Annotated in this window: 18 protein-coding genes; 4 read left to right on the plus strand and 14 right to left on the minus strand. The window is 67.2% G+C overall.

The window, feature by feature from the left end:
- Positions 1 to 63: 63 nt before the first annotated feature.
- Entirely contained in the window at positions 64 to 291 is a 228-nt protein-coding gene (locus FrCorBMG51_RS03755) for a PEP-utilizing enzyme (RefSeq protein ID WP_047221727.1), read from the minus strand.
- Between the two features lie 99 nt (positions 292 to 390).
- On the opposite strand from FrCorBMG51_RS03755, the gene FrCorBMG51_RS03760 reads away from it, so the two are divergent.
- A complete protein-coding gene (locus FrCorBMG51_RS03760; RefSeq protein ID WP_047221728.1) occupies positions 391 to 570 on the plus strand; it encodes a hypothetical protein in 180 nt (59 codons plus the stop codon).
- A 1,220-nt stretch (positions 571 to 1,790) separates the two neighbouring features.
- Here FrCorBMG51_RS03760 and FrCorBMG51_RS33465 read toward each other — a convergent pair.
- The 3 genes from FrCorBMG51_RS33465 to FrCorBMG51_RS03780 form a co-directional block, all read right to left on the minus strand.
- Positions 1,791 to 2,213, minus strand: coding sequence for a helix-turn-helix domain-containing protein (locus FrCorBMG51_RS33465; RefSeq protein WP_235433292.1), 423 nt, complete (start codon positions 2,211 to 2,213; stop codon positions 1,791 to 1,793).
- A complete protein-coding gene (locus FrCorBMG51_RS03775; protein ID WP_175648484.1) occupies positions 2,128 to 2,400 on the minus strand; it encodes a hypothetical protein in 273 nt (90 codons plus the stop codon). Before FrCorBMG51_RS03775 ends, FrCorBMG51_RS33465 begins: the two co-directional genes overlap by 86 nt.
- 315 nt (positions 2,401 to 2,715) lie before the next feature.
- A complete protein-coding gene (locus tag FrCorBMG51_RS03780) occupies positions 2,716 to 3,948 on the minus strand; it encodes a cytochrome P450 (RefSeq protein WP_086055229.1) in 1,233 nt (410 codons plus the stop codon).
- 235 nt (positions 3,949 to 4,183) lie between these two features.
- Here FrCorBMG51_RS03780 and FrCorBMG51_RS03785 point away from each other — a divergent pair, with 235 nt between their 5' ends.
- Positions 4,184 to 4,507 (plus strand): 2Fe-2S iron-sulfur cluster-binding protein, encoded by a 324-nt coding sequence (locus FrCorBMG51_RS03785; RefSeq protein WP_047221733.1) that lies wholly within the window; start codon positions 4,184 to 4,186, stop codon positions 4,505 to 4,507.
- Positions 4,507 to 5,754 carry an NAD(P)/FAD-dependent oxidoreductase gene (locus FrCorBMG51_RS03790; RefSeq protein WP_047221734.1) on the plus strand — a complete coding sequence of 416 codons (1,248 nt, stop codon included), beginning with the start codon at positions 4,507 to 4,509 and terminating at the stop codon, positions 5,752 to 5,754. Before FrCorBMG51_RS03785 ends, FrCorBMG51_RS03790 begins: the two co-directional genes overlap by 1 nt.
- A gap of 45 nt (positions 5,755 to 5,799) precedes the next feature.
- On the opposite strand, the gene FrCorBMG51_RS03795 is transcribed toward FrCorBMG51_RS03790, so the two are convergent.
- From FrCorBMG51_RS03795 to FrCorBMG51_RS03830, 8 genes are all read right to left on the minus strand, one after another.
- Complete coding sequence (locus tag FrCorBMG51_RS03795) at positions 5,800 to 7,449, minus strand: AMP-binding protein (protein WP_047221844.1); 1,650 nt, start codon at positions 7,447 to 7,449, stop codon at positions 5,800 to 5,802.
- A 120-nt stretch (positions 7,450 to 7,569) separates the two neighbouring features.
- Complete coding sequence (locus FrCorBMG51_RS03800) at positions 7,570 to 8,736, minus strand: acyl-CoA dehydrogenase family protein (RefSeq protein WP_047221735.1); 1,167 nt, start codon at positions 8,734 to 8,736, stop codon at positions 7,570 to 7,572.
- A gap of 27 nt (positions 8,737 to 8,763) precedes the next feature.
- On the minus strand, positions 8,764 to 10,188 hold the full coding sequence (locus FrCorBMG51_RS03805) for an aldehyde dehydrogenase family protein (RefSeq protein WP_047221736.1): 1,425 nt from the start codon (positions 10,186 to 10,188) through the stop codon (positions 8,764 to 8,766).
- 26 nt (positions 10,189 to 10,214) lie between these two features.
- Positions 10,215 to 11,012: an SDR family oxidoreductase gene (locus FrCorBMG51_RS03810; RefSeq protein ID WP_047221737.1), complete on the minus strand. Its 798-nt coding sequence runs from the start codon at positions 11,010 to 11,012 to the stop codon at positions 10,215 to 10,217.
- Between the two features lie 17 nt (positions 11,013 to 11,029).
- A complete protein-coding gene (locus FrCorBMG51_RS03815) occupies positions 11,030 to 12,223 on the minus strand; it encodes an amidohydrolase family protein (RefSeq protein ID WP_047221738.1) in 1,194 nt (397 codons plus the stop codon).
- A gap of 81 nt (positions 12,224 to 12,304) precedes the next feature.
- Complete coding sequence (locus FrCorBMG51_RS03820; RefSeq protein WP_157180379.1) at positions 12,305 to 14,380, minus strand: acetate--CoA ligase family protein; 2,076 nt, start codon at positions 14,378 to 14,380, stop codon at positions 12,305 to 12,307.
- A gap of 88 nt (positions 14,381 to 14,468) precedes the next feature.
- Positions 14,469 to 15,734, minus strand: coding sequence for a cytochrome P450 (locus FrCorBMG51_RS03825; protein ID WP_047221739.1), 1,266 nt, complete (start codon positions 15,732 to 15,734; stop codon positions 14,469 to 14,471).
- On the minus strand, positions 15,731 to 16,174 hold the full coding sequence (locus tag FrCorBMG51_RS03830; protein WP_047221846.1) for a nuclear transport factor 2 family protein: 444 nt from the start codon (positions 16,172 to 16,174) through the stop codon (positions 15,731 to 15,733). Before FrCorBMG51_RS03830 ends, FrCorBMG51_RS03825 begins: the two co-directional genes overlap by 4 nt.
- Positions 16,175 to 16,560: 386 nt before the next feature.
- On the opposite strand from FrCorBMG51_RS03830, the gene FrCorBMG51_RS03835 reads away from it, so the two are divergent.
- Complete coding sequence (locus FrCorBMG51_RS03835) at positions 16,561 to 17,682, plus strand: acyl-CoA dehydrogenase family protein (RefSeq protein ID WP_047221740.1); 1,122 nt, start codon at positions 16,561 to 16,563, stop codon at positions 17,680 to 17,682.
- Positions 17,683 to 18,075: 393 nt separating this feature from the next.
- Here the strand turns inward: FrCorBMG51_RS03835 and FrCorBMG51_RS03840 are convergent, their stop codons facing one another.
- On the minus strand, positions 18,076 to 19,656 hold the full coding sequence (locus tag FrCorBMG51_RS03840) for an AMP-binding protein (protein WP_047221741.1): 1,581 nt from the start codon (positions 19,654 to 19,656) through the stop codon (positions 18,076 to 18,078).
- 40 nt (positions 19,657 to 19,696) lie between these two features.
- Positions 19,697 to 20,170: a DoxX family protein gene (locus tag FrCorBMG51_RS03845; RefSeq protein ID WP_047221742.1), complete on the minus strand. Its 474-nt coding sequence runs from the start codon at positions 20,168 to 20,170 to the stop codon at positions 19,697 to 19,699.
- Between the last annotated feature and the right edge of the window lie 3 nt (positions 20,171 to 20,173).

The following is a 20,173-nucleotide window of genomic DNA, read 5'->3' on the forward strand; positions in this document are numbered from 1 at the left end:
ACCCGAGACTGACACAGAGGGGCGTGGCGGTCGACTCGGCCCCGAGCCACTGCGTCAGCAGGCTCAGGTCGGGATCACCGCCGGACCCCGGGGGGACAACCGCAAGGCGACCCTCGTGTACGACCCAGCACCTCCGTCGACGATCACTTCGCGCCCGACGAGATCCGCAAGGAATCCCGCCTCGCAGCCCACAACGCACAGCCGGTCCCGCTCCTGACTGACCACCGCGGCGTGCGAGGTGGAGCCAGCCAGCTCTGTGACGATCGCTCGGGCGACAACCATGCCGCGCACGTCGTTGGGTCGGTCGTGGGCGTAGCCAGCACGACATCCGCGCCAGCGTCCGCACAACCCTCAGCTTCGCAGTGTGGACGATCACGAAATTCCCCAGCTGTGAGGGGGAGGCGGGCCGCTGGTGGTCAGCCAGAGGGCGAGGGTGCGCTGGTCGAGATCGGCCAGGGCGGTGCCGTGTTCGTGCAGCCAGGCCAGGAAGTGGATCGCGGCGTGGACCCGGTTCTCGGCGTGGCTGGTCGGGGTGCTCGGGCCGCGGCGATGGTCGGCGCGTCGGTGTAGCCGGTGCAGGACCCGCCAGGTGGTGTAGGTGGTCAGAGCCGGCGGTGCTCGGGCGGGTTGACGTCGGCGATTTGGCGGGTCAGACGCTGCTCGGCGCGAGTGAGTGCCTCGTCGCGGGCCGGGAGTACCTGGTGGGTGACCAGGAGGGTGCGCAGGTAGTCGGCGGCGCGGCGGGGGTGGGCGTCGAGCGCCTCGTGGGTGGCCGGCAGCCGGCCGGTGGCCAGGTCGGCGAGCAGCGCGGCGCCGGCGCCGGTGCGCAGCCAGTTCAGCGCGCTGCGAGGGGTGGGGCTCGCGCAGATGGCCTGGTGGACCCCGGCCGTGGGGACCTCGCCGGTACCGGACCGGCGCTGAGCAGCGCGCCGGCTCGCCGGCTCAGGGTGCACGACGCGCAGCGGCCGCGCGCGAACAGCTTGTCCTCGATGCCGCAGTCGGCGCAGGTGTGGGTGACGGGTAGGCCGGCGCAGTCGGCGCAGGTGGTGGCGTCCGGGCCGGGTGGGTGCACGAGCCGGCGGGNGGCGGGTGGTCCCGCAGGACGCGCATGCCCCGCGGGGGCGTAGCGCCGCGGTGCAGCAAGGGTCGCAGACCGGGCCCTCGGGCCAGCGGGCCGCGGGTGGACGGTGGGCGCCGCAGTGCGCGCGGCGGGGGGCGCACGACGTGCAGATCGGCGCGTCGGTGGCGGCGAAGGCGCAGGGACGGCGCCGCCCGCATACCGCGCAGATCGCGGCCGGGAGCCGGAAGCAGTTCACGCAGGTGTCGGGCTGGCTGTCGCGGGCCTGCCGCGCGATCGCGCGGACGGCGCCGCAGACACCGCAGGGACGTCGTGGCCGGTCCGCGCAGCGCGCGCAGAACGGCTGCCCCCGCGTGTCGCGGGTAGCGACCGGTTTGACCACCCCGCAGCGCGCGCAGGCGGTGGCCAGCTGGCGGTGCCGGCAGCGGGGACACAACCCGGCCTGGCCGTCGCGGGTCAGCGGACGGTCGGCGCGGCCGCAGACCGAGCACGCCGGTGCCGGCAGGGCCGAGCCGAGGGCGATCAGCTCGGTCACCAGCCGTCCCACCGCCGGCGGCGCGCCGGTCGACAGTGCGGCCGGACCCGCGGCAAGTGCCTCGGCCAGGCTGCGCAGCGCCGCGCCGTTCATGGCCTGAACGGCGCCCTGAACCACGTCGGCGGGCAGCGACGGGTCGGCGGCGCGCGGCCGCGTCCATCCCCGCCACCGCGCCCATCACGTTCTCGGTGCGGGCGGGCCGGCGACCTGGGCCCGCCGTGGCCGGGGCGGCGTCGGGGAATCCGCCGTGGGCAGCGCCGCGGGCGCGCTCGCGCGCCGGGTCTGTTGTCGGTAGGGCTCGACGAGATCCCCGGGCGCGCAGCCCAAGATGTCGCACAACGCGGCGAGCGTGGCCGGCGACAGGCGCTCCGGGGTGCCGGTGACCAGCCGGTAGACCTGCTCGCGCGACAGCCGGACCCCCGCTCTGCCAGCAGCGGCACCAGCGCGGTCGTGGCGAACAGCCCGTGGTCGGCCATCAGCCGGCGCAGATGCCAGTGATAGCCGACCCGCGCGCTCACCGGCCCGGCCCGCCCGCGCCGTCGAGCACCCGGGCCAACCACGCCTCCAGTTGGGCCGCTGTCCACGACCACGGCCAGCCACCGGTGGCCTCCTGGAACCGGCGCACCACCCGTTCCCGCCCGTCGATAATCGACGATCCCAGCCGGCGGCTGACCTGCTGGCGACGCCAGCCCGCCAGCATCGCGTCGAACAACGCCGGCTCTGCCCGCGGCGGTGTCGCGCCGTCGACAAGCACCAGCGCCGCGCTCCCCGCAGTCCTCGACGCCACCGGCGCCTCCTTGCCCGTTGCACCAGCCGCCACATTGCGGCACCGAACGCAAGGAAACCGGACACAACACTGTGTTGCCAAACGCATCCTTCATGTCATATTGGCAGGTCAAATGACATGACGATCACGTGGTCATGGCGTGGCGAGAAGCCCAGCAGACACCGGAACTCCTGCCGCGCCGCGATCACAGAACCTGCCGAATGATGCATCCACTGCAACTCCGCGCACTTACAACCGGATAGCGGGGTCGTGTCGTGGACAGCGCTGCTGGAGACGGCTGTGATGTGGCGCCCGACGCACGAACACACGAAAGATCTAGCGAGCCAGGCGGACGGGCAGGCTGATGGGCCCGCGCGCGAAGGCCGGGCGGTACGAGGGCGTGAAATCGTCCTGGGACACCTCGAAGGTCGCCAGCTGAGAGATCGCCTTGATACTGGCCTTGATCTCTCGGCGCGCGAGATGGTTGCCGAGGCAGCGGTGAATGCCGGCACCGAAGGCCACGTGCGAAGAAACATTCTGGCGCTCGAAATCCAGAGCGTCCGGGTTCTTGAACTGCGCGGGGTCGCGGTTGGCCGCGGCCCAGTTGAGGAGGACGCGGTCGCTGCCATGCATGGGGCAGCCACTCATCTCAACATCCTCGGTGAGCGTCCGGCCCGCTGTCGGAACGGGTGATTCAAAGCGAAGGAACTCGTCGACAACGCGGCCGAGGCGCTTGTCGTCAGCGGTCGCGAGCTCGGCGCGCAGAGCCTGGTCGGTCGCGAGACGCACTGCAATGCTACCCAGAGCGCCCATCGTCGTCTCCATGCCGGCCATGATCATAAGGTTCAGCGTCTCGATGCGCTGCTTCTCACTCAGCTCCAGGCCGTCGTCGCTCCCCTCCAGCCCCATGTGCGCGATGACACCAGCGAGGTCGTCACGCCGGCCCTGCTCACGGCGCTTGACGAGCAGCTCTGCGCCCCAGCCCAGCAGCCGAGGAGCAACCTCCAGCGCCTTCTCGGGCTGGGTCAGGAGGGTGTTGAGAATCTCGAGCACCCAGCCGATCTCCGATTCCTGCTGCTCGAGATAGGTCTCGAAGAACACGAGAGGAGGCAGCGCCTGCGTGAACTCTGAGATGAAGTCGACCTCGCCCTTGGCGATGCAGCGGCCGAGCAGCGTGTCGACCTTCTCCTGGATACCCGCCTCACCGGCCTGCTGAGCCTCTGCCGTGAAGAACGGGTTGAGTAGACGTCGGATACCGCGGTGCAGTGGAGGGTCGGTCTCCAGCGGGATCATGCGCAGGATGTCAAGGTCGAACTGCACGGGGGCCGCACCCTGGGCGTTGCTGAAGGCCCTCCAGTTCACGCCGGCCGCCATGACGTCGGCGTAGTCGTTGACCACCCAGAATCCGGCGGCCTTGTCGCTCCAGGGCTGGTCGCTCCACACGACCGGGTAGCGGTCGCGTAAGTTGTTCATCCTCGGCCAGAAGTCGTCCGCCAGGGTCGGGTCCAACGGCGTGAAGTGGACGACTTCCTGAGGCTCGTTCTGCGAGGCCTCGGCGGAACTCGTCATGATCATCCTCCTGTGGGTGGCCGGCATGGCAGAGTCCCTTGGCGGTCGCCGAGCCGCTTGCGACCCGCTCCGACCTCTGCCCGAGCATGTGTATCGTACATCACATTCTAATCTCGTCAAGATTCTACACAGAATTCGCTGGCTAGCTCAACACCATGGACAAGACGCCAAATTACAATTAGAATCCGTTGAGCAGTACCATGTCGCCACGTCTACGCGGTGAGGAGACGACCCAGTGCCAAAGGTGACCTTCCTACGTCCCAACGGTGACGCGATCGCCGTTGATGTAGGTGATGGCACCAGCGTCATGCAGGCGGCTGTCGCGCATGGCGTCACGGAAATCGTTGCCGAATGTGGGGGGACGCTCGCCTGCGCGACCTGCCACGTCTACGTCGCCGAGGAGCACATCGACCGGCTGCCGCCCGTCAGCGACGACGAGCAGGAGATGCTCGACTTCACCGCCGCCCCGCGGGAAACCGGTAGCCGACTGTCGTGCCAACTGCCTCTGGGTCCCGACCTGGACGGCATCGTGGTCCGATGCCCGGAGACCCAGTACTGATGGGCTCTTCGACGGTCGTAGTGATCGGTGCCGGCCAGGCCGGCTGTCAGATTGCGTCGTCGCTGCGCGAGGAGGGCTTCACCGGCCGCATCGTCCTCGTCGGTGCGGAGGCCCACCTGCCCTACCAGCGACCTCCGCTGTCCAAGGGACACCTGACCGGCAAGGCCTCGCGTGACGCCCTGTGGCTGCGGCCGGCGTCGTGGTTCGAGGAACAGAGTATCGAGATGCGTACCAGTACACGCGTCACACATCTGGATACCGGTGATCGCAGGGTCCTGCTTCAGAACGGCGAAGCCCTGACCTACGATGATCTTGTGCTTGCGACCGGCGCAAGGAACCGGCGACTTCGGCTGGAGGGCGCCGATCTCGAGGGTGTGCTGTCCCTGCGCACCCTCGACGAAGCCGACGAGGTGAAAGCTCGCCTGGAACAGGCTGCGCGCGTGGTGGTCGTCGGAGGCGGCTTCATCGGGCTGGAAGTCGCCGCGACCGCGGTGCGGCTGGGGAAGCACGCGACGGTCGTCGAGGTCGCCGACCAGATCATGGGCCGTGTCCTGTCGGGCCACACCGCCGCCTTCCTTCTGCGGGCTCACCGGGCACGCGGTCTCGAGATCGAGCTGACGACCATGGTCAGCCGGATCGCAGGTGTGGCCGGCCGCGTGGCCGCTGTCGACACGACGGACGGTCGTCGTTTCCCCGCCGATCTCGTGCTGGTGGGGGTCGGTGCGAACCCCAACGTGGAGCTTGCCGAGCAGGCTGGTATCGAACTGGACGACGGTATCGTGGTCGACGAACTGTTGCGCACCTCGGCGCCGCATGTCTACGCGGTCGGAGACTGCGCCTGCGCCCCGAACCCGTTCGCAGGTGGAAGGCGTATGCGGCTCGAGTCCGTCCAGAACGCGACTGCGCAGGGACGACGTCTGGCAGCCACGTTGGCTGGCCGTCCTGAACCCTTCAGCTCCGTCCCGTGGTTCTGGAGCGACCAGGCCGACATCAAGCTGCAGATCGCCGGACTCACTACGGGCCATACGGAAGTAGTCGTAAAGGGAGACGCCAATAGCGAGCGCTTCTCAGCGTACTGCTTCTCGCAGAAGCGCCTGCTGGGCGTCGAGTCGGTCAACCGCCCAGCTGACCACATGGCTGCCCGTCGGCTGCTCAGCGGGTCGACGTCGCTCTCCCCGCAGGACGTGCGACGAGACAACTTCGACATCAAGCGTGCGTCCACCGGTTCAGCGCCGGTTGCCCCCTGATCCGCAGCTACAGGTCAGGGGGCAACCGATGGAGTCAGAACGGACTCACATGGCCCGTCGCTCGCTTCTCGTGATGACTAGACCCAGCGCCTCGAAGTCGATTGTCTCCGCCGTGATGCCGCGCTCGCGAAGCTTGAATTTCTGCACGCGGCCGTTGACGTTTGCCGGCAGAGCATCAAGAAATTCCACGTAGCGGGGGACCGCATAGTACGGCAGCGTGGTCCTGAAGAAGGTGAAGAGCTCCTCGGGCTCGACTGACTCATTCGGCTTGAGAACGATGCACACCTTGATGTCGTCCTCGGACAACTCTGACGGCACCGCGTGGACCGCGACCGCCGAGAAAGCAGGGTGCTTCATCAACGCCGCTTCGAGCTCAAGCGAGGACACGTTCTCCCCGCGGCGCCGCAGCGAATCCTTCTTGCGATCGACAAACCAGAAATATCCGTCCTCATCGAGGCGACCGCTGTCTCCGGTATGGTGCCAGAGGTTACGGAATGCCTCGACGGTGGCCGCATCGTCGCCCCAGTAGCCGGAGAACAGGCGATAGGGTCTGTCCGCACGGACGACGATCTCACCGGGCTCTCCCGCGGGTACCTCGATGTCATCTTCATCGACTATCTTGACCTGCAGGCCGGGCGTCAGCTTGCCCATGCTGCCGGGCCTGCGTATGCCACGAGGGTCGCCCAGCAGCGCTGGCCAGCATTCGGACTGCCCAAAGACCTCGGCGAAGGGCTCGATGCCGAAACGCTCCGCGAACCGCTCGATGAGTGCCGGGGTCGACGGCATGAAGGTGATGTGGCGCAATTTGTGCTGTTTGTCCTCCGGGCTCGGCGGTGTAGCCATGATCGCCATACCCATGGCGCCCATGCCCATAGCCGTCGTCGCACCCGTCTCCCGAATGCGGGACATGTAACCGGATGCGCTGAAGGAGGGCTCGACGATGGCGGATCCTCTGACGGCCAGGGCGGCGGCCACGAGCCAGGTCTGGCCACTGAAGTGGAACAGGGGATTCGCACCGAAGACAACGTCGCCCTCGGCGTACCAGCCGAAATCGATGAAGACGTTGACGAGGTTGCAGTAGTACCCGTGCGTAATCGTACAGCCCTTCGACGGACCTGTGGTCCCCGACGTGTAGATGACGGCACACACATCCGCGGGCGAGAGGTCCACCGGGTCGAGGGGCCGGGCCGAGCCCTCAAGCGACGCGAACGGTGTGAGATCGGGCAGCGACGTCGTCTCAGGGGCTTCCCCGACGACCACCAGGTGTTCGATGCTGTCGAACTCAGGCAGCACGGGCTCGAGTATCTGCAGAGCGGCGGCATCGCCGATGTAGACGCGCGGTGTGGTCTGTGCGAGTTGGTGCCGCAGGAAGTCGCCACGCAGGTAGGTGTTCAGCGGGACCTGGATCGCTCCGGTCTTGGCGATCGCGTAGATGAGAACGACGTACTCGATGCGGTTGGGAAGGTTGATCGCCACGCGGTCACCTTTACCGACGCCAAGACCCTGAAGGGCAGCCGCCACGGTGTCCGAGAGCCGGTCGAGTTCCCTGAGCGTCATCCAGGGGCTCGCGCACTGCACGAAATCCCGGTCGGGGTCGCGCACAGCCTCCTCCCGCAGCCAGTCGCCTAAAACCTTGTAGCCGGAGCCCTGCTCCGCCGCCAGCGGCGCGGGCTGCTCAGGCAGCGCTTCGGTCATGGTGGTCACGTCTGCTCCTCGGCTCTCAGTGTCTAACGGGACGCCGCTTTCGGCACGGCCGACGCCCCCGATTGAATTTATGTTGATTTCGAATCGGGTCAAGGAGCGCACGCCCGTACTTCAGTAACTCTTGGGCAGACCGAGGACGTGCTGCGAAATGTAGGCGAGCACGAGCTCCTGCGGAAGCGGTGCGATCTTCATCAGTCTGGCCTCACGCCAGTAGCGGGCCACGTGGTACTCCTCGGCGTACCCGAAGCCGCCGTGCACCTGCATGGCGACGTCGGCGGCCTGGAAGCCGGCATCCGTGGCGAGAAACTTCGCCATGTTGGCCTCAGCGCCTGCCGGCAGGCGCTGATCGAGCAGCCAACCGGCCCGACGGGTGACCAATTCTGCGGCCTGCAGCCGCGAGTACGCTTCGGCGAGCGGGAAGGCGATGCCCTGATTCTGCCCGATAGGCCGTCCGTAGACGACACGATCGCGCGCATAGCCGACCGCCCGGCGCAGCGCGGCACGCCCGATGCCGAGCGCCTCGCTGGCGATCAGGATGCGCTCGGCGTTGAGGCCGTCGAGCAGGTAGCGGAAGCCGGCCCCCTCTTCTCCGACCCTGTCGGACACGTGGACGAGCAGATCATCATAGACCGTCTCGCACGAGGCGACAGCGTTGCGACCCGCTTTTGGGATGGGCCGGATCGTCACGGCTGGGTCCCGGAGGTCGGCCATGAGCAGAGTCAGTCCCTCTGTGCGGGTGCGCACCTGCTCGACCGGGGTCGTGCGGACCAGCAGCAGTACCTTCTCCGACTCGAGCGCCTTGGAGGTCCAGACTTTCTGCCCGCGTACGCGGTAATGATCTCCCTCAAGCTTGGCCGACGTCCGGATGGCGAGCGTCTCGGTACCGGCGTCCGGCTCGGTCACACCGAAGGCGACATGCAGGTCACCGTTCGCCACCCGCGGAAGGTACTTCCGCTTGAGCTCCTCACTGCCGTGCAGGGCGATCGGGTGCATCCCGAAGATGGACAGATGGATCGCGCTGCAGCCGTTCATCGCTGCTCCGGACGCAGCCACTTCCTCGAGGATCACCGACGCCTCAAGCAGCCCTCGCCCGCCGCCACCGTACTCCTCCGGGATGGCGATACCGATCCAGCCACCCTCGGCGAGGGCGGTGTAGAAGTCCCAGGGGAACTCGTGCCTCGCGTCACGCTCGGCCCAGTACTCGTCGTCGAACTTGCCGCAGATGCTGCGAATCGCATCGCGGATCAGCCGAAGGTCCTCAGCCTCGGTGAAGTCCACTGTGGTCCTGCTCCTCTTCCTCGGCGGTCACGCGTACTGCAGCGACTTGAGCTCGTAGAATTCGAGCAGCCCATGTATCCCCAGCTCCCGGCCGATACCCGACTGTTTGAAACCCCCGAACGGGGCCTGAGCGTTGAAGAACGAGCCGTTGATGTCGATCTGTCCGGCGCGGATACGGCGCGCCACCCGCCCCGCGCGCTCGGTGTCCTGCGACCACACACCGCCCGCGAGCCCGTAGATGGTGGAGTTGGCGATCCGGATGGCGTCATCGTCATCATCGAATGGCATAATCGCCAGAACGGGGCCGAAGACCTCTTCCTGGGCGATGGTCATCCCTGGCGTGACGTCAGAGAAGACCGTGGGCTTGACGAAATAGCCGGCGGCGGTCTCCTCGGGCTGCTCCGGCCCCCCGGCGACCAGCCGGGCGCCTTCATCAAGGGCGCCGCGGATGAAGCCACGGACCGCCTCCTGCTGCCTCTGGGAGACCAGCGGCCCCATGTTTGTCGCCGGGTCGAGAGGGTCGCCCAACCGGTAGCCAGCCACCCGCGCCTTCACCAGCTCCTCCACCTCGGCAAGCCGCCCGTGCGGCACAAGCATGCGCGTCCACGCGGTGCAGGTCTGCCCGCTGTTGGTGAAGCAGTTCGCGACACCGACCTTCACAGCCTGAGCAAGGTCGGCGTCGTCGAGGATCACGTTGGCGGACTTGCCGCCGAGCTCTAGGGCCAGCCGCTTTATCGTCCCTGCCGCGAGCGCTCCGATCCGACGGCCGGCCCGGGTACTACCCGTGACGTGGACCATGTCGACGTCCGGATGGACGACCAGCGGCTCCCCCACCGACTCCGCAGTACCGGTGACCAGGTTGAAGACACCCGCGGGGAAGCCCGCCTCGTCGACGGCCTCCGCCACTGTGAATGCGCTGAGCGGTGCCACCTCCGACGGCTTCACGACCGTCGTGCATCCCGTCGCCAGCGCGGCGCCGATCTTGCCAAGCAGCTGCTGCAGAGGGTAGTTCCATGCGGTGATGCACGCGACGACGCCGAGCGGTTCACGGACGACGACCGACGAGCCGATCTTCTCCTCGAGCGAGAGCTCCGGAAGCAGGGCTCTGTAGTGCGCGAGGGATCGACATGGTGCCTCCGCCTGCAGGAGCCGGGACACCCGCACCGGAGTACCAACCTCGGTGGTGATGGTTCTAGCCAGTTCGTCGATACGGGCGGTCAGCGCCTCCTCGAGATGTCTGATCAGCTCCAGGCGTTCGTGTAATGGCGTCGTGGACCAGGCCGGGAACGCCTGCTTCGCCGCCTCGACGGCGTCGTCGACGTCGACAGCATCCGCATCGGGGATGATTCCGATCACGGCCCCATTCGCCGCTCCATGAACCAGGAGTTCATCCTGCCCATGTGGTCGCCGCCACCTACCTGCGACATACAGCTCGTCACGTACGACGACCATGGGCACTCCTCCGTGTCAGCACCATGTCAGCGCGGAGTCCTAGCGTGCAGACGCCGCATCTTCACAAGCCAGGCGTCGTGGTCGGCAGCCTTGCCCTGGAAATACCTCGAAACGTTCGGATGGGTGAGGATCAGGAATTCCTCCTTACGCACCCCATCGACGATCGACTGCGCGGCGTCCTCTGGCGTCACGGCACCCGCGACAGCGAACCACTCGCCCTGGGCGCCGCGCAGCATGTCTGTCCGCACCCCCTCCGCCACGATGCAGGACACCTTGATACCGGCGTCCCCGTAGTGGATGGCGAGCCATTCCGTAAGACCCACCGCCGCATGCTTTACGGCCGTATACGGCGCGTTGCCGAGTGCGGTCAGCAGACCACCCGCGGACGCATTCTGGACAAGGTAGCCCTCACCTCGCGCGAGCATCTGGGGCAGCACCGCGCGCGCGGCATAAACCTGCTGCATCACGTTGACGTCCCAGACCTCCTGCCAGGCGGCGTTGGACGCCCAGGGATTGCCACGCTCCTGCAGCGGCGTGGTGCCGTCCCAGGGCTCTCCCCACAGCACGCCTGCGTTGGACACGAAGACATCGACACGCCCGTGCTCGCGGGTCGCGGCGTCGACCAGGTCGATGACCTGGTCCTCCACCCGCACGTCGCAGGGGTGGCCGAGGCAGCCGAGCTCGTCGGCCACCCTCATGGTCCCCAGCTGGTCGATATCGGACACCACGATGGTCGCCCCCTCTGTGGCGAAGCGGCGGCACATGGCCGCGCCCATCCCCCGCGCGCTGCCCGTGACGACGACGACTTTACCCTTCAGCTCCATGATCGAATCAGGGCTGCTCAGCCGATGCTGACAGACAAACCTGTCAGCATCGCGGTGTTGCTCCACAGGATCTTGCGTTCGGCAACCGGGTCGTTCAGCTCTGCGGTGATCTTTTCGTACTGCCTCGGCTCGGCAAGGCCCTCGGGATGCGGGTAGTCGGATCCGAAAAGCACATGGTCGGGTCCGAGATGCCTGACGACCTCGAGCAGGTTGTCCTCCCAGAAGGGCGCGACCCAGACATGCTGCTTGAACTGCTCGACTGGATCCGAGGAGAAATATCCAGGCTGTTGGAAACCCGCGCGGTTGAGCCCCGCCAGCAGGAGCGGGAGAAACTCTGCGCCGTTCTCCACGGACGCCACACGGAGGCTGGGGAAGCGCTCGAACAACTTGTCGCAGACGAGGGCACCCAGGTAGTTGCCGATCGCCCGGTCGTGACCGACCGCAACTTCAAGCGGCGGGGCCACCCCACCAATGATGTTGCCGTGGTGATCCACGTACTTGTCGAGGCCGACGCCCCCGACCTCGCCGACATGCGGGATGAGCGTGGCACCCGCTTCGGCGAGGCGGGCGAAGATGGGGTCGAACCGTTCGTTACCGGGACTGATCCACCCGTCTTCGGTGTACACGGCCTGCGGCCGGACGACGAAGATGCGCGCTCCGTTGTCGAGACCGTGCTCGACCTCCCCCACTGCGGCGTCGACGTCTCCGAAGGCCAGGTAGGGCGCGGTGAAGATACGGTCCTGGTAGTTGTAGCCCCAGTCGTCGAGGAGGAAGCGGTTGAACGCCTTGAAGGCGACGGCCGCCGCTGGCACGTCCTCCTGCAGGCTCTCCTCGATTCCCATGCCGAGGGACGGCAGCATCCAGACACGCTGGATCTCCTGCTCGTCCAGCTTGCGGATCCGGGCGTCCCGGTCGCGGTAGTAGGCCGGGAGCGGCTCGCGCTGCGCGAGGTACTCCGACAGCGGCTTGCCGGCCTTGTTGCCCCGGAAATAGTCGGCCATGACACCGGGCTTGACGATGGGGTCGAACGTCGGGTTCGTCACCGTCTTGTCGACCCTGCCGCCGACGATCAGTCGTTTACGCCCGTCGATCTCGGCTAGTTGCACCGTTCGCTCGGCCCATTCCCTGGGCCGGTGCCTCGTGAAGGCGTCGAGCGGCTCGTAGTAGTGCTGGTCGCAGTCGAAGACAGGCGCCCTGGCGTCATCGCTCATGTGACTCTCCGAGGAATCATGACCGCACGTTGCGCGCGCTCATCGCATCGATTTCTAATTCTAGACTGAATTTGAACAACGTCAACCAGAGATGTCAGGCACGAAGAGGGCGTCCACAACGACTCCGCCACCCCCACCGACGAGGGCAGGGTTGACCTCGATCTCACGCAGCCGCGCGGTGTGGAGGAGGTCGGCCATCCGGTGCAGCGTGTGATGCACCCATCCCAGGTCCACGGGGTCTGACCCCCTGAAGCCGAAGAACAGATCCGCCGTGCGCAGGCGACTCAGCGCACGGCGGAGGGTCTCCTCGTCACAGGGCAGGGGGACGGACTCGACGTCCCGTAGGACTTCGACGGCTGCCCCGCCGAGGCCGATACTCCCGAAGACGCCGAGACGGCCGGCGTTTCGGACGGTGAGGACGAGCTCGACACCGCCGGTGGCCATGGCCTGCAGCAGCCACTGCCGAGTGCCCTGAACCCCTTCCTTGCCGGCTCGCTCCCGCATCACGCCGAGCGCCGACACCACAGCGTCTTCGCTCCTGAGCCCGACGGCGACGAGCCCGAGCTCGGTGCGGTGCGCCACGTCCTCGTCGCCGATCTTCAGCACGACCGGGTAGCCGAGCTCGGCTGCGGCCTTGGCTACCGCCGCGGGATCGTCGCCGAGCACGCGCATGGCGACGACGTCGACGCCTTGCTCAGCCAACCGTTGCAGTGCGGCGGCTCCGCCTTTCGCCGATGGGGATCCGGCGGTGCGATGATCGGCAACGGCTGCCTCTCCTGCGGTCGTGCGCTCGGGTCCCAGCAGGGCGCGCACAAGCCTTCCGAGGTCGGACGGCTTCTCTGCGACCAGGACGCCTCGCGCGCGCAGCTGCTCGATGTACGGACGCAGCGCATAGCCGCCATACCACAGCACGACGAAGGGCTTGCCGCTCTCGTCCATCACCCTGAGCACGTCGTCGACGCTCTGCTGGTTCCAGCCCCGTGCGCCCATCGGGAAGGGGACGCATAATGCCTCGACGGCAGGATCCGCGGCCACGGCAGACAAGTAGCTGCGGAAGTCTCGCGGCATCGACCCGGGACCCACATCGAGGGGGTTGTGCGCCGCTACGAACTGCGGAGATCGCTCCTTGACCTTCTCGAACGTCTGCTGGGAGAGCGCCGGGAACACGACACCCGCCGACGCCAGCTGCTCGGTAGCAAGCACGGCCATCCCCCCGGAGTAGGCGACCATGCCCCAACGCCTGGGAAAAGATGTCGTCGTGGTGCGGACAGCACCGAGAACCCACAGGTCGTCCGGGTCGTCGACGACGGTGACACCGAGAGCGCGCAGGAGCCCGAGCTCGAGAGCGCCCCTGCCCACGATCTTGCCGGTATGGCTCGCCGCAGCCTGCTCACCGGCGTCCGTACGGCCGCCGAGATAGGCCACGAGACGCTTGCCGGCGGCGTGGAGCCTCTCGACGGCCTGGGAGAACAGCGCGCCATCGCGGATGGACTCGACGTAGAGGGCCACGGTGGCAACATCGGGATGCTCGGCGAAGAACGCCACGAAGTCGGGGATGTCCATGTCCCGCTGGTTGCCCGTACTCACGATGTGCGAGATGCCTACGCCTGCCAGCCGGGCCCGCTCGACAACGGTGCTGCCGATCGCACCGCTCTGCGCGATCACCGCGAGGCCGCCAGGGACGATCGGCTCCCCCTCCGTCAGCACCGACGTCATACTCATCGCCAGCCCGCTGCGCACGGTGACCAGACCCGTGCTGTTCGGCCCGACCATGGCGATGCCGTGCTCGCTCGCGAAGTCGAGGAGGGACTGTTCCAGGGCCAGGCCGTCGGGTCCCATGTCCGCGAAGCCAGCCGTCAACACGAGAGTCTGCGTTACCCCGATGTCGGCGCACTCCTGCAGGACAGCCAGGACGTGCCGGGCCGGCACCGCGACCACGACCACATCGGGTACATGGCCGATGTCGCGCAGCGATGGGACAGCGCGCCGGCCGTCGACTTCGGTCGCACTGGGATGGACCACAGTGACGTCACCCTGGTAGCCATAGACCCTGAGGTGGTCGAGCACCGCGCGGCCTCCTGCCTTGTAGGCCTGGGCCGAGCTGGTCGACACGCCGACGATGGCAACGGAGCGGGGTTCGAGGAACGTCCTGGCCACGTCCGGACGCAGCGTGTTCCGTCGTGCTGTTGTGGGAACTGCTTGGTCAACCGACATGGTCGCTGTCATGCCTTTTCTCGAGGGGCGGTCAGGCCGTGGTGGGGTCGCCGTCGCGCCAGGTGCGGAACGGCAGGTTCACGAGGCTGCGTGTCTGACCGCCGTAGGCGACCAGCTCGGCCTCCGGCGGCAAGGAGAACCGCGGGATACGCGAGAAGATCTCCTCGAAGGCGATGCCCATCTCGAGCCGGGCCAGGTGGCTGCCCAGACAACGGTGACTGCCGGCGCCAAAGATCATGCTGTGCTCGGGCTTGCGGTCGAGCACGATTTCGTCGGCGTCGACGAAGACGTCCTCGTCACGGTGCGCCGAGGCCATTGGCACGACCACACGGTCGCCGGGCTTCAGCTCGGTTCCCCGGATCGTGTGCGGCTTCACCACGGTTCGGCTCATGTGGACGATCGACTCGTAGCGCAGCAACTCCTCTACGGCGCTCGGGATGAGGTTCGGATCCGCGGCGATCCTGTCCTGCAGGTCCGGGCGTCGTGCCAGGTGCATGAAGCTGAAGCCGAGCGCCGTCGTCACCGTGTCGAGGCCCGCCAACACGAGCACGTAGGCGAAGTTGAGGATCTCTCGGTACTCCAGGGTTCGGCCGCCGGGCATCTGGGCCTTGACGAGGACCGAGATGATGTCGTCGCCCGGCTTCTCGAGACGCTCGTCCAGCAGCCCCTTCAGGAAGTTGTGCAAGGCCTTCCCTGCGTCGATGCGCGCCTTGGTCTGCGCGTCCGTGTCCCCGTGCTGCACCCCTGCCGTCGTGGTGTGCAGAATAGTTCCTGCCCAGTCGCAGAGCTGGTCACGCTGCTCGACGGAGAAGTCAAGGCCTACCTGCCGCAGGAACACCGCGCTGGGCAACGGCTTGGCGAACTCCTCCATGAAGTCGAACTCGCGCTTGGCAACCATGCCATCGACGAGCTCACGGGCGAACTGCCTGACCGCAGGCGCCACGTCAGCGACGGCATGGGGGCGGAACAGGGGGTCCACCACCATCCGATAACGACGGTGGTCCGGCGCGTCCACTTCCAGCGGAATGAGCGCGCGGCTGTGCCCGGGCGTCGGCGGTGTGTCCGCTGGCCACGACGAGAAGGTGGCCGCGTCGTGGAGGACCTCTGAGATGTCCTCGAACTTCGAGAGAATATAGAAGCCGCCGTAGTTCTCCGTGTGTGCGACCGGGCACTTCTCACGCAGCACCGCGTAGCTGGGGTGTGGGTCAAGCGCAAAGACAGGGTCGTAGTGGTCGTAGTCGTGTCCGAGCACCGCCTGGGCGGTGCACCGACTCGTCTCCTGCACCTGCTCGCTCATGCCGGCACGCCCCCTGTCATCAGCTCTGTCCTCGCGGCCGCCGGCCCGTCGAGCAGTCCCGCGACCGCGGCCGTGTCCTTGTAGAAGACGTCCACCCTGCGAATCAGCCCGTCCCTCACGTCGTACAGGTCCACGACATCGAGAGGGATCACGCGCCCCGTACTCCGCGCGGCGATGGTCCCACTGACCCGGACGAGCACACGATCTCCCGCAGCGCTCACCTGCGGAGCGTCGAGGCGTACCCGGTAGTCGCGCCCGACTGCGCGCAGCACTCCCACGAGCCCGTCCCTACCCTCCCAGTCACCGCCAAAGGGCAGACTCGACGCCTCGGAGAAGACCAGGTCGTCGGCCACGAGTGACAGGCAGGTCTCGATGTCCCCCACCGCCAGGCAGCTTGTGAAACGAGTGACGATCTCAACGTCGTCCGCGCCGGCTTCCATCGTCACGCTCCTCCAGACAGCGCTCCTCGGAGCGCCTTCGCTGGCCGTTGCGGCGTATACGGCAAGGCCGTATGTTTCAGGAACACTTTCTACTATGAATTCGATTAGACGTCAACGCGTCGCCGGAGGTCATCATGGAGGCCAGCACCCATGCCTTACGCGTTCGACTAACCGCCCTTGCGCTCCCGCCTGCCGCTGGCACAAGCTCCGATGACGGTGACAGGCACCTGGCTCCGGCGTCCTGGTGCGGGACCAAGAGCGGCTATAGCGCAGCAGAGCCCCATTAGATCCCCGCACGCAGCTAAGGCCTGGTTCACCGGTCAGGACCGCAGCTTCTACATCGTCCGGCTCGCAGGAGCCACTCTCAGCGCCATCAGGGAGACACTATGATCATTTTTACCGACGAGCAGGAGGAGCTTGCTCAGCTCGTGCGGCGCTTCGTCGTCGAACGCGCGCCGCTGTCGCATCTCCGGCAGTTCCTCGACGACGGCGGCCATGACACGACGATCTGGCAGCAAATGTCCAAAGAACTCGGACTCCCCGCGCTCGCCGTCCCCGAGGAGCATGGCGGTATGGGGTACGGGCCGGTAGAGCTCGCGGTGGTGCTGGAGCAGCTGGGTGCCGGTCTCTACAACGGCCCGTTCTTCTCGAGCGTCTGCCTCGCCACCGGCGCCCTGCTGCTGGCCAGGACACGGGACGAGCTGGACGATGTCCTGCCCCAGCTGGCTAGTGGTGAGCAGACGGCAGCTCTTGCGCACGCTGAGCCGGATGGGAACTGGGACGGCGCCACAGCGACGACCACGTGGCGTCCCGACGGTGAACGCGCCCGGGTGAGCGGCACCAAGACGCTGGTCGTCGACGGCGCGACCGCGGATCTGATCGTGGTGACCGCGGCACGGCCCGATGACCCGTCTGCCCTGTCGCTGTTCGTCGTCAGCGCTGACGTCGACGAGGTCCAGCGTCGTCGGCTGCCCACTCTCGACGCGACACGCGCTCTGGCCAACATCGAGTTAAGGGACGCCCCTGGGCGCCTGGTCGGCGAGGAGGGCAAGGCCGGACCGGTGCTGCGCCGTGCGTTGCAACAGGCTGCCGTCCTGCTCGCCGCGGAACAGCTTGGCGGTGCGCAACGGTGCCTCGACATGGCCGTCGCGTACGCCGGGACGCGAGAGCAGTTCGGGCGCGCCATCGGGAGCTTCCAGGCGGTGAAGCACCGGCTCGCGGACACCCTCCTCGATGTCGAGACCGCCCGCTCCGCGGTGCTCCTGGCACTCACCTCATGGGTGGCCGGCGAGGATCTCGGTGAGGTCTCGAGCCTGGCTCGAGCGCACTGCTCCGAGGTTTTCGCCCGCGCCGCGTCGACCAACGTGCAGGTACACGGAGGCATCGGCTTCACCTGGGAGCACGATGCGCACCTGTTCCTCAAGCGCGCCAAGGGGTCCGAAGCCCTTCTCGGAAGCCCGTCCGCACACCGCGAGCTGCTCGCGACGGCCCTCGGGTTGGGCACCTAAGCGCCGGTCAAGTAGTGCGGAGCCAGCTACGGCCACTCGCACAGCACATGATCCAAATGGCTTTGTTGGTGAGTATGCTCCCGGCCGGATCAGCGTACTCACCGGCAAGGTCACATCGATCTTCTCGATAGCTGACACTCGTCGGCGTATGCCACCGTTCGCCAAGCCACGCATGGTTACGTGACCAGCGCTCCGGTTGTCCCGTCTCGTAAGGCTGAGGGCACGGCTGGCGGCGGATGACCTCCGAGCGCGTGGACAGCGGTGGTGACTGAAGGTGTGCAGCCAGCCGGGCACTGCGGCACGGCCGTTCGGTCTCGCTGGTGTGGATGCGGGCGTAGGCCCATTCCCCGAGCAGAAATCCGGCCGAACCTTCCCATAGCGGGATCAGCGGGATCAGCGGGGCAGAATGATGCCCACCGCCTGACGATCCCACGTCGCCTCCGTGCTCGGCCTGTCACGCAGCTCGAACTTCCGCACCCGCAGCGTCTGGGTCTTCGGCAGCTCCGCGACCACCTCGACGAACCTTGGGATCATGAACCGCGGCAGCCGTGGAACGAGAAAGCCGATCAGCTCGGCCGGATCGACAACGCGACCTTCGACAGGGACAACGAAGACCTTGACCTCATGCTCGCCTAACTCCGCAGGCACACCGACACATGCGGCTTCAAGGACATTCGGGTGCGCCATCACCTCGGTCTCCACCTGGAAGCTGGAGATATTCTCACCCCGCCGCCGCAGGGTGTCGCGCATGCGGTCGACGTAGAAGTAGTTGCCTTCCTGATCGCACCGGAACGCATCGCCGGTGTGGAACCAGCCGTTGCGCCAGGCCGCCACCGTGGCCTCGGGCCGCCGGAAGTATCCGACGTTCATCTCCCATGGCCGGTCCGTGCGAATCACCAGTTCACCTACCTCACCGGTGGCCACCGGAAGATCGTGTTCATCGACGATACGCAGCTCAACGCCGGGCCGTGGCCGCCCGACGCTGCCCGGCACGATCTCGGCTCCGGGCAGCACCAGGAGTGGTGCGCTGATCTCCGTCTGACCATAAACGGAGCACAGCTGTGCGACACCGAACCGTGCGCGGAACGCGACGGGGTCGGCGACCATCGGGGCCAGCACGACTACCCGCAGTCGGTGCGCCCGCTCGGCCTCGCTCGACTCCCGAGACAGCAGGAAGGCCGCCATGGTGCCGACGAGCAACGCGTGGGTGCTCTCGGTCTCCGCGACGACATCCCAGTAGCGTGAACCGGCGAACTGCTTCCGCACGGCCATGCTCGCCCCTGCGGAAAGGCAGACCAGGGCGGTCATCTGTCCGCTCACGTGGAACAGCGGAGTGTCGACCAGCCAGCGATCGGCGGCGCTGAGACCACCAGCCTCGCCCATGGCGTTGACCCCGCCCATGTACGTGGCGAGATACGGGGTCAGGACGCCTTTCGCTGGACCGGTCGTGCCAGAGGTGAAGTTCACGGCGTGCACGTCCCAGGGTTCGAGGGGCGGGTCGAGCACGGGTTCCGTGGCCGTCCCGGTGCACAGCTCGGCAGGGGACACCATGACGAGGTCGAGCCCGAGCCCAGCCAGCCGCTCACCGAGGACGCTGTCGGTGACGATCACCGAAGCGCCCGACTCGGCACAGACGTGCCGGAGGCTCTCCCCGCGGTAGGCGACGTTCACGGTCACCATCACCGCGCCCAAAGCACTGACCCCCCACCAGGCGCGCAGCCAGTCGAGCCCGTTCGGAAGAAAGAGTAGAACGTGATCACCGCGGCCGACTCCACGTGCCGCCAGTGCCGTCGCCGACCGATAGGCTTCGTCAAGAGCCTGCGCCCAGGTCCATCGCTCGCCATCAGGGCCGAGCACGCAGAGCGCATCAGGCCGTTCGGCAGCGTGTCGTTCCAGGACAGCTCGGGTTACCACGCGGTCGCGGGCGGGAAGCGTCTGTTCTGCCGACGCTGCCGGATGCAACGACGCCGTCATGCCGTCTGACCGCGCCGTCTGTTCATCGCGACACCACCCCTCACGCCGGACGGCGCCAGAACGCGGCCAACTGGACGGCGGCAGCACCCAACCCGATCCCCGCGGTCAACAGCCCGCGACGCACGCTCGGGTGGTCGTCAGCATGCTTGAACAGACGGTCCACACTGAACCGGCCCGGGCCGAGTGTGCTCAGGGCCACGGCGGCGGCGGCCAGGTTGAGCACGTACTCGTAGCCCTCCGCGGTAATAAAGAAGCCGTTGCGGACGTGCACGGAACGGGCGGCCACCCCCATGGTCCCAACAACCGCCGAGGCGGCCAGGGGTGTGCCGGCCCCCACCAGCAGTGCGCCGCCGGCGCCAACCTCCACCACGGCGGACAGTCGTGCCTGCAGCTCCGGCTCGCGGAACCCGATCATCTGGAACCAGTCCGCGGTTCCCTGGATCGTCCTGCCATGCTTGACTCCGTGCGCGATCATTGTCGTACCGACTGCCGCACGCAGGATCAAGCTCGTCATCCC

It is taken from the genome of Protofrankia coriariae (assembly GCF_001017755.1).
Lineage (GTDB): Bacteria > Actinomycetota > Actinomycetes > Frankiales > Frankiaceae > Protofrankia > Protofrankia coriariae.

What these genes read in the sequence shown, in the direction of transcription:
- FrCorBMG51_RS03840 (WP_047221741.1), bottom strand. Translation starts at nt 19,656, where the DNA reads ATGACGGCGTCGTTGCATCCGGCAGCGTCGGCAGAACAGACGCTTCCC.
- FrCorBMG51_RS03805 (WP_047221736.1), bottom strand. Translation starts at nt 10,188, where the DNA reads ATGGTCGTCGTACGTGACGAGCTGTATGTCGCAGGTAGGTGGCGGCGA.
- FrCorBMG51_RS03825 (WP_047221739.1), bottom strand. Translation starts at nt 15,734, where the DNA reads ATGAGCGAGCAGGTGCAGGAGACGAGTCGGTGCACCGCCCAGGCGGTG.
- FrCorBMG51_RS03830 (WP_047221846.1), bottom strand. Translation starts at nt 16,174, where the DNA reads ATGGAAGCCGGCGCGGACGACGTTGAGATCGTCACTCGTTTCACAAGC.
- FrCorBMG51_RS03795 (WP_047221844.1), bottom strand. Translation starts at nt 7,449, where the DNA reads ATGACCGAAGCGCTGCCTGAGCAGCCCGCGCCGCTGGCGGCGGAGCAG.
- FrCorBMG51_RS03810 (WP_047221737.1), bottom strand. Translation starts at nt 11,012, where the DNA reads ATGGAGCTGAAGGGTAAAGTCGTCGTCGTCACGGGCAGCGCGCGGGGG.
- FrCorBMG51_RS03790 (WP_047221734.1), top strand. Translation starts at nt 4,507, where the DNA reads ATGGGCTCTTCGACGGTCGTAGTGATCGGTGCCGGCCAGGCCGGCTGT.
- FrCorBMG51_RS03845 (WP_047221742.1), bottom strand. Translation starts at nt 20,170, where the DNA reads ATGACGAGCTTGATCCTGCGTGCGGCAGTCGGTACGACAATGATCGCG.
- FrCorBMG51_RS03780 (WP_086055229.1), bottom strand. Translation starts at nt 3,948, where the DNA reads ATGACGAGTTCCGCCGAGGCCTCGCAGAACGAGCCTCAGGAAGTCGTC.
- FrCorBMG51_RS03815 (WP_047221738.1), bottom strand. Translation starts at nt 12,223, where the DNA reads ATGAGCGATGACGCCAGGGCGCCTGTCTTCGACTGCGACCAGCACTAC.
- FrCorBMG51_RS03835 (WP_047221740.1), top strand. Translation starts at nt 16,561, where the DNA reads ATGATCATTTTTACCGACGAGCAGGAGGAGCTTGCTCAGCTCGTGCGG.